This window comes from Streptomyces sp. 1222.5, assembly GCF_900105245.1.
Taxonomy (GTDB): domain Bacteria; phylum Actinomycetota; class Actinomycetes; order Streptomycetales; family Streptomycetaceae; genus Streptomyces; species Streptomyces albidocamelliae.
Genome location: NZ_FNSZ01000001.1, coordinates 4,851,342 through 4,863,901 on the forward strand (window position 1 = coordinate 4,851,342; position 12,560 = coordinate 4,863,901).

Sequence of the window (12,560 nt, forward strand, 5' to 3'; positions counted from 1 at the left end):
CCGGGTGACACGCCGCCCTATGGCTGCCTCAGAAGTGCCGTTCTACGACAACTGGCCGTTGTAGTCGGGCAGTTTGTACGTCTTCTCGGCGTGGCCGCCCGAGAGGTCGGTGGCGCTGTTGCCGATGTTCGCGATGATCGTGTAGCCCTGGTTCTCGATGCCGACGCGCTGGGCGGTCTTGTAGGCGGCGACGTCCTTGAAGAGGTCGAGGAGACCGCGCACGTAGAGCCCGGAGACGTCGTAGCCGTCGTGTTCGAGGTTGTACTCGGTGGGCCAGTAGACGATGCCCGGCCGGGCGGTCACGAAGAACAGCTTGACGCCGTGCTCCTGGGCGTAGCGGGCGACGTTCAGCACCGGCTTGTTGGCCGGCTGCGGGAAGCTGAAGCCGAAGTCGGTCTCCAGCGTGGTGTTGTCGATGTCGAAGACGATCGCCTGCTTCTCGCCGGGCTTCGCGGCGGCGATGCGCTGCTTCAGGTAGGGCAGGGCGTCGTTCATGACGGTCTGGCAGTCCTGCTGCCAGGTCGCGTAGTCGACCTTGGCGGCAGCGCCGGCGGTGCTGCTCGTGGTCGCGGCCTCGGCCGGGGCGGCCATCGCGGCCAGGGCGGCCACGGAGACGGTGGTCACGGATATGCGGCGCGCCCAGGGGCGTCTGGTCATCGGTGGGGGTCCTCTCACGTCCGTACACGTGCCTGAATGTCAGGGGCATGATCTGAGGTGAGGGTGGCGCGAGAGGAACCGTAAGGTTACCGATGGGTAGGCGCCTAGGGGTCTGCGGCACTTTTCTTCGTGGGAATCGCGGAGTCCTGGGTCACCTTTCCAGCGGATTCATGCGACCTGGGTCACGTTTGTCCGGATGCATTCGAGAGGCCCAGGTCACATTCACCGGTTGGACGCCGAGAGGCCCAGGTCACATTCACCAGTCCTGCGCCCGGCCGGCCGGTGACATGGCACACAGGGTAAATACCCCGTACTAAGACGGATAGTGTCATACGTAATAGGGCAAAGCGGACACAATAAAGAGACTGAGCGGGAAACGGGCAGTTCACCCGGGTGGCGGAACATGTCGGGTATGTCAAGAACTAGGCGAATTGGCCGACATCTACTACAGAGTGCCGTAGGACGGGGCTTTGTGGCGGCATGGGAAGTCGGGTTACCAATGAATGGCCCCACCGGCGAAAGTCAGTACGCCGGATGGTCGTTCCGTCCCCGAGCCCACGAGGTTTCGTATGTTCCAGCGCGTCACGTCCCGTTCTTCCCGTACGTCCTCGCTCCGCAACCGCGTGGCCGTCGTGGCTGCCGGCATCGGCGCCACGGCCGTCCTGGGGGCCGGGGTCGCGAGCGCCGCCGCGCCGTCCGCCGCCTCCTGGGTGGACCCGGTGAAGAAGTACACGCTCTCGGCCAGCTTCATGCAGGCGGGCAGCCACTGGGTCGCCAAGCACAGTGGCCAGGACTTCGCCGTGCCGACCGGCACCGAGGTCATCGCCGCGCACGGCGGCACCGTCGTCAAGGCCGGCCCCAACGGCGCCGGTGACGGCCCCGCGTACGGCAACGCCGTCGTCATCAAGCACGGAAACGGCACGTACTCGCAGTACGCCCACCTGTCCCGGATCGACGTCAAGGTCGGGCAGATCGTGAAGACCGGCCAGCACATCGCCCTGTCCGGCTCCACCGGCAACTCGACCGGTCCGCACCTGCACTTCGAGATCCGCAAGACCCCGAACTACGGCTCGGCCGTCGACCCGGTCTCCTTCCTGCGCGCCCAGGGCGTGAAGGTCTGATCTAACCCTTGCCGTGGGCGCGCTCGTGCGCCTGCGTGACGAGGTCCAGGGCGACTTCGAGAACGGCCTCGCGCTTTTTCTCGGAGTCGCCTTCGAGGTCCTGCATCACGAACATCCCGGCGTGCAGCGTGAACATCGCGCTGATGGACCGCACCTGGTCCACGAGTTCGGCCTCGGGGTCGATCAGGATGTCCCGCAGGCCGCGCATCCGGTCCTTGAAGGTGTCGCCGATGCGCAGTTCCCGTACCGTCGCCTGGTTCTCCTGCATGAAGCGGAAGAGCGGTTCCGCCCCCGCGAGTGCCTGGCTGTAGCGGCGGATGATCTCCTGCTTGGTCGCCAGCGTGTGCGGCTGCCGTCTGCCCCACTCGATCAGGTCCAGGATCGGCTTCGTCAGGTCCTCGAAGAGGCTGACGATGATCTCTTCCTTCGTCTTGAAGTGGTAGTACAGAGCCGCCTTCGAGACGTCGAGGCGCTCGGCGATCTCGCGCAGGGAGGTCTTCTCGTACCCCTGCTCGGCGAAGAGCTCGAGTGCGACGTCCTGGATGCGCTGGCGGGTGTTTCCGCGGCGCTGCTGCTTGGTGCCGTCCATGGTGCCGCCCATCCTCGTACTCCTCGCGCTCCCAGGGAAACTTACTTGACGCCCGGCTAGTTACAGGTTTACCTTCCCAGTGTAGTGAACTAGCCGGGCGGCAAGTAAGTGCGCGCCGCAGGGGGAGTGGGAAGAGATGGCGGACACGGTGGAGAGTGTCGAGGGCAAAAAGCCCAGGAGCGTGCGGGTCGTCCTGCTCGCGCTCATGATCGCGATGATGCTCGCGATGCTGGACAACATGATCGTGGGTACGGCGATGCCCACGATCGTCGGTGAGCTGGGCGGCCTGGAGCACCTGTCCTGGGTGGTCACCGGCTACACCCTGGCCACCGCGGCCTCGACCCCGATCTGGGGCAAGGTCGGCGACATGTACGGGCGCAAGGGCGCCTTCCTCAGCTCGATCGTGATCTTCCTGATCGGCTCCGCGCTGAGCGGCATGGCCCAGAACATGGGCGAGCTCATCGGCTTCCGGGCCGTGCAGGGCCTCGGCGCCGGTGGTCTGATGGTCGGCGTCATGGCGATCATCGGCGACCTCATCCCGCCGCGGGAGCGCGGCAAGTACACGGGCATGATGGCCGGTGTCATGGCGCTGGCGATGATCGGCGGCCCCCTCGTCGGCGGCACCATCACCGACAACTGGGGCTGGCGCTGGTCCTTCTACATCAACCTGCCGCTCGGCGCGGTCGCCCTCGTCCTGGTCAGCGCCGTGCTGCACCTGCCGAAGAAGCGGGCCAAGGCGCGCATCGACTTCCTCGGCGTGGCACTGCTGACCGTCGGCATCACCTCGATCGTGCTGGTCACCACCTGGGGCGGCACGGAGTACGCGTGGACCTCCGCGCGGATCATGGAGCTGACCGGAATCGGCGTGGCCAGCCTGGTCGGGTTCGTGTTCTGGCAGACCAGGGCCGCCGAACCGGTGGTGCCGCTTCACATGTTCCGCAGCCGCAACTTCACCCTGATGTCGGTCATCGGCTTCATCACCGGCTTCGTGATGTTCGGCGCCACGCTGTTCCTGCCGCTGTACCAGCAGGCGGTGCAGGGCGCCTCCGCGACCAACTCGGGTCTGCTGCTCCTGCCGATGCTCGGCGCGATGCTCGTGACGTCGATGGTCGCCGGCCGGGTCACCACCAACAGCGGCCGCTACAAGATCTTCCCGATCGCCGGCGGCGCCCTGATGATCGTCGGTCTGTACCTGCTGTCGCTGATGGACACCGACACGACCCGGTTCACCTCCGGTGTCTACATGGCCGTACTGGGCCTCGGCATGGGCTGCCTGATGCAGACCACCATGCTGGTGGCGCAGAACAGCGTGGAGATGAAGGACATGGGCGTCGCGTCCTCGTCCACCACCCTGGTCCGTACGCTCGGCTCCTCCTTCGGTGTCGCCATCATGGGCGCCCTGTTCAACCACCGGGTCCAGGACGTCATGTCCGAGCGGGCCGGCGCCCTGGGCTCGAAGATCACCGAGCAGTCGGCGCAGCTGGACGCGGCGAGCCTCGCCAAGCTGCCGGCGGTGGCGCGGGAGGCGTACCAGCACGCGGTCTCCGCGGGCACGCACTCGGCGTTCGTGCTGGGCGCGGCCGTCGCGATCCCCGTGCTGATCGCCGCGTTCTTCGTGAAGGAAGTGCCGCTGCGCAGCGGTCCGCAGAAGCCGGCTCCCGCCGAGGGCGGCGAGGACGTCGCTCCGGCCGCGGTGATCGAGGCCGTCTGAACGAGTCCCCGGTGATCGAGCGCGTCTGACGATCGCCGACGAAGGCCCCCGGCCGGTGTCCGCCCCGGGGGCCTTCGCCATGCGGTGCCCGAACCGGCGCCGCCCCGGCCGGCCTTCGGTGCCATGTGACCGAATCCGCTGGTCGCGCCGGGCCGAGGACGCGACGGACGGCGACCGGGCCCGACGTGGCCCGGGCCGAGCCTCGCGTGGAAGTGCCGTACCCCGGTGCCCGGACGGCGCGTCACCCGCCTCCCGACAGCGGCATCACCGGGTAGCTGCCCGTGTTCGTCGGGGCGTGTTCCGGGAGCCACAGCACGGCCACCGCGCCCTCCGCGGGGACATGGGCGGGGACTCCGGCGGGCCGCACGTTCCGGAACGTCAGGCGAGCGCCGAGCACTCGCGCCTGGCCGGCCGCGATGGTCAGGCCGAGCCCGTGTCCGGTGCCGGCGCGGTCCATGCTGCCGGTGCGGAACCGGCTCGGGCCCTCGGCGAGCAGTTCCTCGGGGAAGCCGGGGCCGTGGTCGCGGACCCGGATCACCCGGCCCTCCACGGTCACCTCGATCGGCGGCCGGCCGTGCCGTGCCGCGTTGGCCAGCAGGTTGAACAGGACCCGCTCCAGGCGTCGCGGGTCGGTGGTGACCTCCGACTCGTGCACCACCCGTACGACGATGTCCGGGTCCTTGGCCGCCACCCGGCGGGCCACGAACTCGCCGAGCATGAGGTCCTGCAACTCCGCCCGCTCCGAGGCCCCGTCCAGCCGGGCCACCTCCAGGACGTCCTCGACCAGGGTGCGCATGGCCTTGGCGCGGTCCAGGACCAGCTCCGTCGGCCGGCCCGGGGGCAGCAGTTCGGCCGCGGTCAGCAGACCGGTCACCGGGGTGCGCAGCTCGTGCGCGATGTCGGCCGTGACCCGCCGTTCGGCCTCGATCCGCTGCTGGAGCGCGTCCGCCATGGCGTCCACCGCCCGCGCGAGATCGTCCGTCTCGTCGCGTACGACCCCGCCGATGGCCTTGCGCACCCTGACCTCGGCCTCGCCCTTGGCGACCTGGTTCGCGGCGGCCGCCGCCTTGCGCAGCCGCCGGGACAGCTGACCGCCGATCAGCACGCCCAGCGCGCTGCCGCCGAGCACGACCGCGACGGAACCGATCACCAGGGCCTGGTCCAGGTCCTTCATCATGTCGGTGCTGCGGTCCGGCATGTGGAGGTGCACGGACAGCACATGACCGCCCTTGACGGGTACGGCCGCCCAGATGTCCGGCACCCCGTCGTGCTCGGCCACGTCACTGGCCCGGCGGCCCTGTTCGACCTTCTCGCGCAGGGTGGCCGGCAGTCCCGCGTCGTCGATCTTGATGTAGGGGAAGGTCGGTCCCCGGTTCAGCTCGTAGTTGCGCTGGGCCAGCAGCAGGCGTTCGTTGGCCAGTTCGCGCGTGTTGTCGAGCATCGAGACACGGGCCGCGTTGTGCACGACCAGGCTGAGCACGATCGCCACCAGACCGGCCACCAGCGCGATCGCCGCGCTGAGCTTCCATCTGAGCCCGGTGCGCAGACCGGCCCGCTCCATGTGCCGGACCGGGTGCCGAAGGATCCCCCGCATCATGCCGCTCCGCTCAGGCCTTCAGCTTGTAACCGAAACCGCGGACCGTCTCGATCCGGTCCTGGCCGATCTTCTGCCGCAGCCGCTGCACATGCACGTCGACGACCCGGGTGTCCCCGCCCCAGCCGTAGTCCCACACCCGCTCCAGCAGTTTGTCGCGGGAGAGCACGGAGCCCGGCGCGGAGGAGAACTCCAGCAGCAGCCGCATCTCGGTCGGTGTCAGCGCCACCGGCCGGCCGGCCCGGCGCACCTCCATGCCGTCGGTGTCGACCTCCAGGTCGCCGAAGGCGAGCGTGCCGCCGTTCACCGGGTCGGCGGACTCCCCGGCCTGCGCGGCCCCGCCGGCGTGCCCGAAGCGGCGCAGCACCGCGCGGATCCGCGCGACCAGCACGGCACCGTCGAACGGCTTGGTCACGTAGTCGTCCGCACCCGCCTCCAGGCCGAGGACCACGTCGATGGAGTCGGCGCGCGCGGAGAGCATGATCACCGGCACGGTGGACTCGTCCCGGATGCGGCGGCACAGGCTCACGCCGTCCAGGCCCGGCACCATGACGTCCAGCAGCGCGATGTCGGGACGGTCCGCCCGGAACGCCTCCAGTCCCGACAGGCCGTCGGGCATCGCGGTGACCGCGAAACCGTCCCGCTCCAGCGCGAGTTGGGTGGCCTCGCGGATGACGTCGTCGTCCTCGACGAACAGGACGTGGGTCTGGTCTGCCATCCCGGTGCTCTCAGTCCTCGTGATCGTGTGGGGGTCAGTCGTCCGCCGCGCCGGAGTCGGCGCCGGTCTTGCTGTAGTCGGTCTCGTGGATCTGTGTCTGGACGAAGCGCCCCGACCGCCAGCCGTAAGTGATCACGGTCTCCCTCGACGGGTTCGACACCGGATTGTCCGTGTCGTAGACCTGCTTGGTCACGGTCAGGTCGGCGCCGTCGATCTCCGCGTAGACCGGCGACTCCTCGTTCTTGAAGACGTTCGTGAACGTGCCGTTCTCCTCGCGGTACACGTACGTGGCGATGCCCACGTAGTCACCGCAGGTCGTCACGTTGACCAGGACGTCGTTGACGGATCCGCCGGTCAGCTCGCCGTAGGTGACGTCGACCGGGTAGTCGTCGCCGCTGCACGGCTTCAGCTCCCGCTTCACCGTCCCGGACACCGCCGGATCCTTCTTGATCAGGTCGACCGCGTCCACCCGCCGGTACTTCTCGGACGGGCTCGGCGAGGGGGAGGCGACGGCGCCCGCCACCGCGGACGCGTGCGCCGGGCCCTCGTCCCGGGGCCCCGTCCCCCCGGCACCGCAGGCGGCGACGAAAAGGGCGAGGGCGGCGATCGAGGCCACCGCCGCGATCACCGCCAATGAACTCCCTCGGGCCCGGTCGGGCCCGGCCCCGGTCAGGCCGCGCAACGCTCCTGCTCCTCACGCTCCAGCGCGCGTGCGTCCAGATCGCGGGCCTCCAGCTCCTCGCGGAGCCGGGCGAGCGCCCGGTGCAGCGTGCTCTTGACCGTTCCGGCCGACATGCCGAGGGCGGCGGCCGTCTCCTCCGTGGACATCTGCTCCCAGTGTCGCAGCACCACGACACTGCGCTGCTTCGGCGCCAGCACCTTCATGATGTCCATCAGCAGGGCCCGGTCGGCGTGCTGCTCGGTGGAGTCGTCCACGGACGCGTCCGGCAGCTGCTCGGTCGGGACCTCCTCCAGCTTGCGCGCCCGCCACCACTCGGTCCGCGTGTTGATCATGACCCGGCGCAGGTACGCGTCGGCGAGCCGCTTGTCGGCGATGCCGTCCCAGCGGCCGTACGTACGCACCAGCGCGGTCTGGAGCAGGTCCTGGGCGTCGACCGGGTCCGGCACCAGTCGGCGGGCGCTGCGCAGCAGCGCGTCCTGCCGGGTGCGGACGTACTCCTCGAATTCGAGCACCTCGCCCTGCGCCATGATCAACCGCCTCCGTTCCCCGTTCACCCCGGATCGCGTCCGGAGTCCTTCAGTCCCCGTGTCCCGTGGTCTGCCGGGCACGGAGAAGAAGCTACGGAGCGGTTGTCACGGGGCTGTGCGGACCAGCCTGCGGCTAGCAGTCGGCTGTCCGTCGGTTGTGTAACGGAAGGAGGAAACGGGTAAAGCGAGTGACCTGAATGTCCCTTTATGTAGCGCTTTGTCGGACTGAAGGCTTCGTAACGAACCCCCGTCGGCCGTGACTTGGCCGCCCGTCAGGCCGACGGCAGCCGGTACAGACCGCCCGCCAGCGGCTCCACCAGACCGTCGGTGACGAGCCCGTCGAGCGCGCGGGCGCGCTGCACCGGCTCGTGCCACACCCGGTCCAGGAGCGTCTGCGGCACCGGCGCGTGCGCCTCCCGCAGCACAGCGAGCAGCTTGCCGCGCACCTGCCGGTCGGTGCCCGCGTACGTCTGCCCGCGACGCGGCGGGCCGGCGTGCTCCGGCTTGCCGGCGAGCCGCCAGGCGCACTGTGCGGCGATCGGGCACCGGGCGCAGCCCTCGTTGCGTGCCGTGCACACCAGCGCGCCCAGCTCCATGGAGGCGGCGGCCCAGCGGGCGGCGGTCCCGTCGTCCTCCGGGAGCAGTTCCCGGGCCAGACGCCGCTCGGCCGCCGTGGTCGCGTTCGGCGGGTACTGCACGCCCGTCACCGCCCGGGCGAGGACCCGGCGCACATTGGTGTCCAGTACCGGGTGCCGCTGCCCGTAGGCGAACGAGGCGACGGCGGCGGCCGTGTACTCGCCGATGCCCGGCAGGGCCAGCAGCTGCGCATGGTCCGTCGGTACGTCGCCGCCGTGCCGTTCCGTTATGGCGACCGCGGCGCCGTGCAGCCGCAGGGCCCGGCGGGGATAGCCGAGCCGGCCCCAGGCGCGCACCGCCTCGCCCGGGGCCTCCTTCGCGAGGTCGGCGGGGCGGGGCCAGCGGGCCAGCCACTGCTCGTAGACGGGCAGCACCCGGCTGACGGGGGTCTGCTGGAGCATGAACTCGCTGACCATCACACCCCACGGGCCCGCCTCCGGGCGGCGCCAGGGGAGGTCGCGGGCGTGGGCGTCGAACCAGGCGATCACGGGGGCGTGAAGCTTCTCAGTCATGGCCTTCCGATCCTGCCACGGCTCGGCGGGTGCCGGGTGTGACGGCGCGGTGACCGAACGTCGCGAAAGGTGAAGAAGCCCGCCGCCGATGTCAGTTGCCGGGATGATGATCCGGAAAAGTTGGTGCGGGCGCGGCGGGTGGGGCCAGCATGCGTCACGATCTCTCGTAAAGTTTGCGCCGTGGGATCTCTGCGCAATCCGGTCGGGCCGCTTCCCTCCACCATCTACTGGCGTCGGAGGGCCGTACTGCTGTCCGTGGTCGCCCTGTTGGCGCTGCTGATCACGTGGATCGTGAGCTTCGGCGGCGGTGGCGGCAAGAAGGGCGCCGACGGGGCCGACGGCAAGAATCCCCAGCACACCATCACGCCGGGCCCCACCCCCTCGGGGTCCGCGATCAGCCAACACCCGGGCGGGCGCGACGAGTCGGGCGGTGGGGACTCCGACGGGAGCGGTTCCGGCACCGGTGGTGACGGCGGCGGCACGGACGCGGGGTCGTCGGGGTCCGCCGGTTCCGCCGGGTCCGGGGGTTCGGGCGACGGCTCGGGGTCCGGCTCCGGCTCTGGTTCCGGGAACGTCGGCACGGGCGACGCCATTCCGGCGTCCTCGTCGCTGCGCAACTGCTCCGCCGGATCGCTGGTGTTGAGTCTGCGCAGCCTGCACAACTCCTACTCGCCGGACCAGACGCCGACCTTCGAACTCACCGCGAAGAACAGTGCGTCCGAGGACTGCAAGGTCGATCTCGGGCCGAAGAACGCGGTGTTGACGATCACCCCGGCGGACGGGGACGACGCGTACTGGTCGTCGGACGACTGCCCCAAGGGAGCCGGGAGCCTGCTGTTCCGGGTGACCGCGGGCAAGAGCATCACGTACACCGTGACGTGGGACCGCAAGCCGAGCGCCGCCCACTGTGCGACGCCCCCCGCGGGCTCGGCGAAGGCGGGCACCTACCTGCTGGAGGCCAAGGCGCCGGGCCTCACCAAGACCCAGGCGTCGTTCGTCCTGTCCGCGGACTAGACACCACCGGAGCGCCCCGAAGGGGCGCGGGGAACCGCGCGACAAGCCACGACGCCCCCGCAGCCGCGGGACGGCAACGCCCCCCGAGCCGGTGGGCGCCCCGGCCGGGTCTCAGACGTACCGCTCCAGGATGGACGACTCCGCCAGCCGCGACAGACCCTCGCGCACGCTCCGCGCCCGGGCCTCGCCCACCCCGTCCACGGTCTGCAGATCGTCGACGCTCGCGGCGAGCAGCTTCTGCAGACCGCCGAAGTGCTCCACCAGGCGGTCGATGATCGCGCCCGGCAGCCTCGGCACCTTGGCCAGCAGCCGGAAGCCGCGCGGGGACACCGCGGAGTCGAGCGTCTCGGGAGAGCCGGTGTAGCCCAGCGCCCGCGCCACCGTGCCGAGTTCGAGAAGCTCCGCGTGGGTCAGGGCGTCCAGCTCGGCCAGCGCCTCGTCGACCGTGCGGGAGCGCTTCGCCGTCGGCTCGGGGACGTAGTCCCGGACGACCAGCTCGCGGTCGGGCTCCACCCCCGCGATCAACTCCTCCAGCTGCAGCGCGAGGAGACGTCCGTCCGTGCCCAGTTCGACCACGTATTCGGCGATTTCGGTGGCGATGCGCCGGACCATCTCCAGTCGCTGGGCGACCGCCGACACGTCCCGGACCGTCACCAGGTCCTCGATCTCCAGCGCCGACAGCGTGCCCGCGACCTCGTCCAGGCGGAGCTTGTACCGCTCCAGCGTGGCGAGCGCCTGGTTCGCGCGGGACAGGATCGCCGCGGAGTCCTCCAGGACCCGGCGCTGACCGTCCACGTACAGGGCGATCAGCCGCATCGACTGGGAGACCGACACCACAGGGAAGCCGACCTGCTTGCTCACCCGGTCCGCCGTGCGGTGCCGCGTGCCGGTCTCCTCCGTGGGGATCGTCGGGTCCGGCACCAGCTGGACGCCCGCGCGCAGGATCTTCGACAGGTCCGAGGACAGCACGATGCCGCCGTCCAGCTTGCACAGCTCCCGCAGCCGGGTCGCGGCGAACTCGACGTCCAGTACGAAACCGCCCGTGCACATCGCCTCGACCGTCTTGTCCGAGCCGAGCACGATGAGACCGCCGGTGTTGCCGCGCAGCACCCGCTCCAGTCCGTCGCGCAGGGCCGTACCCGGAGCCACGGCACTCAGCGAGGCGCGCATCAGGCGATCGGAACCGGCACTCCCACCGGACTTTCCGGGAGCTGCTGCCCGGTCATTGGCTGCCACTGCACTCCTCCGGTCGCAGGTTCTGGGCGCTGCCGTCGTGCGCACTCTGTTCGTACGGACGGGCGAGACCTGGGCAAAGTCTACCGGCGCTCCTCCGACTCCCGTGGGGCCTCTCGGCGACGGGAGCGCGGCAGCACCCGGAGCGCCTCTCCCATGTCGGCGACTTCCAGCACCTTCATACCGGCCGGCACCTTGCCCGGGTCGGTCGGCACGAGCGCGTGCGTGAAGCCCAGCCGGTGCGCCTCGGCGAGCCTGCGCTGCACCCCCGTGACCCGTCTGACCTCCCCGGCGAGCCCCACCTCGCCGATGGCCACCAGGTTCTTCGGCAGCGGGGTGTCGCTCGCGGCGGACGCGAGCGCGAGCGCGATGGCGAGGTCCGCGGCCGGCTCCGAGAGCTTCACTCCGCCGACCGTCGCGGAGTAGATGTCGCGCTTGCCCAGCGCGCTGATCCGGCCCCGCTGCTCCAGCACGGCGAGCATCATCGACACCCGGGAGGTCTCCAGGCCCGACGTCGTGCGGCGCGGGGAGGGAATCTGGGAGTCGACGGTCAGCGCCTGCACCTCGGCCACCAGCGGGCGGCGGCCCTCCAGCGTGACCGTCAGACAGGTGCCGGGTACCGGTTCGGCGCGGCGGGTGAGGAAGAGACCGCTCGGGTCGGCGAGACCCGTGATGCCCTCGTCGTGCAGCTCGAAGCAGCCGACCTCGTCCGTCGCCCCGTAGCGGTTCTTCACGCCGCGCACCAGGCGCAGGCGGGCGTGCCGGTCGCCCTCGAAGTGCAGGACGACATCGACCAGGTGCTCCAGCAGGCGGGGGCCGGCGATCGCGCCGTCCTTCGTGACGTGGCCCACCAGGAGCGTGGACATGCCGCGTTCCTTGGAGGCGCGGATGAGGGCGCCCGCGACCTCCCGGACCTGGGCCATGCCGCCGGGCGCACCCTCGATCTCCGGGGAGGCCACCGTCTGCACCGAGTCGAGGATCAGCAGCGACGGCTTCACCTCGTCCAAGTGGCCGAGGACGGCGGACAGATCGGTCTCGGCCGCCAGATAGAGGTGGTCGTCGAGGGCGCCGATGCGGTCGGCGCGCAGCCGCACCTGGCTCGCGGACTCCTCACCGGTGACGTAGAGGGTGGGGTGCTCGGTGCTCGCGGACTTGGCGGCCACGTCCAGCAGGAGGGTGGACTTGCCGACGCCGGGCTCGCCCGCGAGGAGCACCACCGCACCGGGCACGAGGCCGCCGCCTAGCACCCGGTCCAGCTCGGGCACCCCGGTGGAGCGGGCGGTGGCCCGGCGGCCGTCGACCTGGCCGATGGGCAGCGCGGAGCTGGTCACCCGGCCCGGCGCCGTGGTGCGGACCGCGGGCGCGCCGTACTCCTCGACCGTGCCCCAGGCCTGGCACTCGGGACAGCGGCCGAGCCACTTGGCCGTCTGCCAGCCGCACTCGGTGCAGCGGTAGGACGGGCGGTCCTTGGTGGTCTTGGTACGGGCAGCCATGCGGAAACCGTAGCCCGGAGCACTGACAACGAGACCGGGGGCCGCGTGTGGGTGGTCGGGTATCGGCCACCCA

At 70.5% G+C, this 12,560-nt stretch carries 12 protein-coding genes; 3 read left to right on the forward strand and 9 right to left on the reverse strand.

The window, feature by feature from the left end:
- Nucleotides 1-42 precede the first annotated feature (42 nt).
- The gene (locus BLW57_RS21800) at nt 43-657 is read right to left on the reverse strand and encodes an HAD family acid phosphatase (protein ID WP_093476696.1); all 615 of its coding nucleotides are present in this window, start codon (nt 655-657) and stop codon (nt 43-45) included.
- A 569-nt stretch (nt 658-1,226) separates the two neighbouring features.
- On the opposite strand from BLW57_RS21800, the gene BLW57_RS21805 reads away from it, so the two are divergent.
- Entirely contained in the window at nt 1,227-1,778 is a 552-nt protein-coding gene (locus BLW57_RS21805; protein WP_093476697.1) for a M23 family metallopeptidase, read from the forward strand.
- Between the two features lies 1 nt (nt 1,779).
- Here the strand turns inward: BLW57_RS21805 and BLW57_RS21810 are convergent, their stop codons facing one another.
- Complete coding sequence (locus tag BLW57_RS21810; RefSeq protein ID WP_093476699.1) at nt 1,780-2,379, reverse strand: TetR/AcrR family transcriptional regulator; 600 nt, start codon at nt 2,377-2,379, stop codon at nt 1,780-1,782.
- 124 nt (nt 2,380-2,503) lie between these two features.
- On the opposite strand from BLW57_RS21810, the gene BLW57_RS21815 reads away from it, so the two are divergent.
- Nucleotides 2,504-4,078 (forward strand): MDR family MFS transporter, encoded by a 1,575-nt coding sequence (locus BLW57_RS21815; protein ID WP_093476700.1) that lies wholly within the window; start codon nt 2,504-2,506, stop codon nt 4,076-4,078.
- Nucleotides 4,079-4,319: 241 nt separating this feature from the next.
- Here the strand turns inward: BLW57_RS21815 and cseC are convergent, their stop codons facing one another.
- The 5 genes from cseC to BLW57_RS21840 form a co-directional block, all read right to left on the reverse strand.
- Nucleotides 4,320-5,672: a two-component system sensor histidine kinase CseC gene (gene cseC, locus BLW57_RS21820; protein ID WP_093480816.1), complete on the reverse strand. Its 1,353-nt coding sequence runs from the start codon at nt 5,670-5,672 to the stop codon at nt 4,320-4,322.
- A gap of 13 nt (nt 5,673-5,685) precedes the next feature.
- On the reverse strand, nt 5,686-6,390 hold the full coding sequence (cseB, locus tag BLW57_RS21825; RefSeq protein ID WP_093476702.1) for a two-component system response regulator CseB: 705 nt from the start codon (nt 6,388-6,390) through the stop codon (nt 5,686-5,688).
- A 34-nt stretch (nt 6,391-6,424) separates the two neighbouring features.
- Nucleotides 6,425-7,018 (reverse strand): hypothetical protein, encoded by a 594-nt coding sequence (locus tag BLW57_RS21830; protein WP_093476704.1) that lies wholly within the window; start codon nt 7,016-7,018, stop codon nt 6,425-6,427.
- A gap of 41 nt (nt 7,019-7,059) precedes the next feature.
- A complete protein-coding gene (locus BLW57_RS21835) occupies nt 7,060-7,599 on the reverse strand; it encodes a SigE family RNA polymerase sigma factor (RefSeq protein WP_073901040.1) in 540 nt (179 codons plus the stop codon).
- Nucleotides 7,600-7,871: 272 nt separating this feature from the next.
- Nucleotides 7,872-8,747 (reverse strand): HhH-GPD family protein, encoded by an 876-nt coding sequence (locus tag BLW57_RS21840; RefSeq protein ID WP_093476705.1) that lies wholly within the window; start codon nt 8,745-8,747, stop codon nt 7,872-7,874.
- Nucleotides 8,748-8,927: 180 nt separating this feature from the next.
- Between BLW57_RS21840 and BLW57_RS21845 the strand changes: the two genes are divergently transcribed.
- Nucleotides 8,928-9,761, forward strand: a complete 834-nt coding sequence (locus BLW57_RS21845; protein ID WP_176985680.1) for a hypothetical protein — start codon at nt 8,928-8,930, stop codon at nt 9,759-9,761.
- 111 nt (nt 9,762-9,872) lie between these two features.
- Here BLW57_RS21845 and disA read toward each other — a convergent pair whose 3' ends face one another.
- Nucleotides 9,873-10,997 carry a DNA integrity scanning diadenylate cyclase DisA gene (gene disA / locus BLW57_RS21850; protein WP_073901036.1) on the reverse strand — a complete coding sequence of 375 codons (1,125 nt, stop codon included), beginning with the start codon at nt 10,995-10,997 and terminating at the stop codon, nt 9,873-9,875.
- 80 nt (nt 10,998-11,077) lie between these two features.
- On the reverse strand, nt 11,078-12,487 hold the full coding sequence (gene radA, locus BLW57_RS21855; RefSeq protein ID WP_093476707.1) for a DNA repair protein RadA: 1,410 nt from the start codon (nt 12,485-12,487) through the stop codon (nt 11,078-11,080).
- Between the last annotated feature and the right edge of the window lie 73 nt (nt 12,488-12,560).

Excerpts from the sequence above, each read along its gene's own strand:
- BLW57_RS21800 (WP_093476696.1), bottom strand. The coding sequence starts at position 657 with ATGACCAGACGCCCCTGGGCGCGCCGCATATCCGTGACCACCGTCTCC.
- BLW57_RS21835 (WP_073901040.1), bottom strand. The coding sequence starts at position 7,599 with ATGGCGCAGGGCGAGGTGCTCGAATTCGAGGAGTACGTCCGCACCCGG.
- BLW57_RS21810 (WP_093476699.1), bottom strand. The coding sequence starts at position 2,379 with ATGGGCGGCACCATGGACGGCACCAAGCAGCAGCGCCGCGGAAACACC.
- cseC (WP_093480816.1), bottom strand. The coding sequence starts at position 5,672 with ATGCGGGGGATCCTTCGGCACCCGGTCCGGCACATGGAGCGGGCCGGT.
- cseB (WP_093476702.1), bottom strand. The coding sequence starts at position 6,390 with ATGGCAGACCAGACCCACGTCCTGTTCGTCGAGGACGACGACGTCATC.
- BLW57_RS21815 (WP_093476700.1), top strand. The coding sequence starts at position 2,504 with ATGGCGGACACGGTGGAGAGTGTCGAGGGCAAAAAGCCCAGGAGCGTG.
- BLW57_RS21840 (WP_093476705.1), bottom strand. The coding sequence starts at position 8,747 with ATGACTGAGAAGCTTCACGCCCCCGTGATCGCCTGGTTCGACGCCCAC.
- BLW57_RS21805 (WP_093476697.1), top strand. The coding sequence starts at position 1,227 with ATGTTCCAGCGCGTCACGTCCCGTTCTTCCCGTACGTCCTCGCTCCGC.
- radA (WP_093476707.1), bottom strand. The coding sequence starts at position 12,487 with ATGGCTGCCCGTACCAAGACCACCAAGGACCGCCCGTCCTACCGCTGC.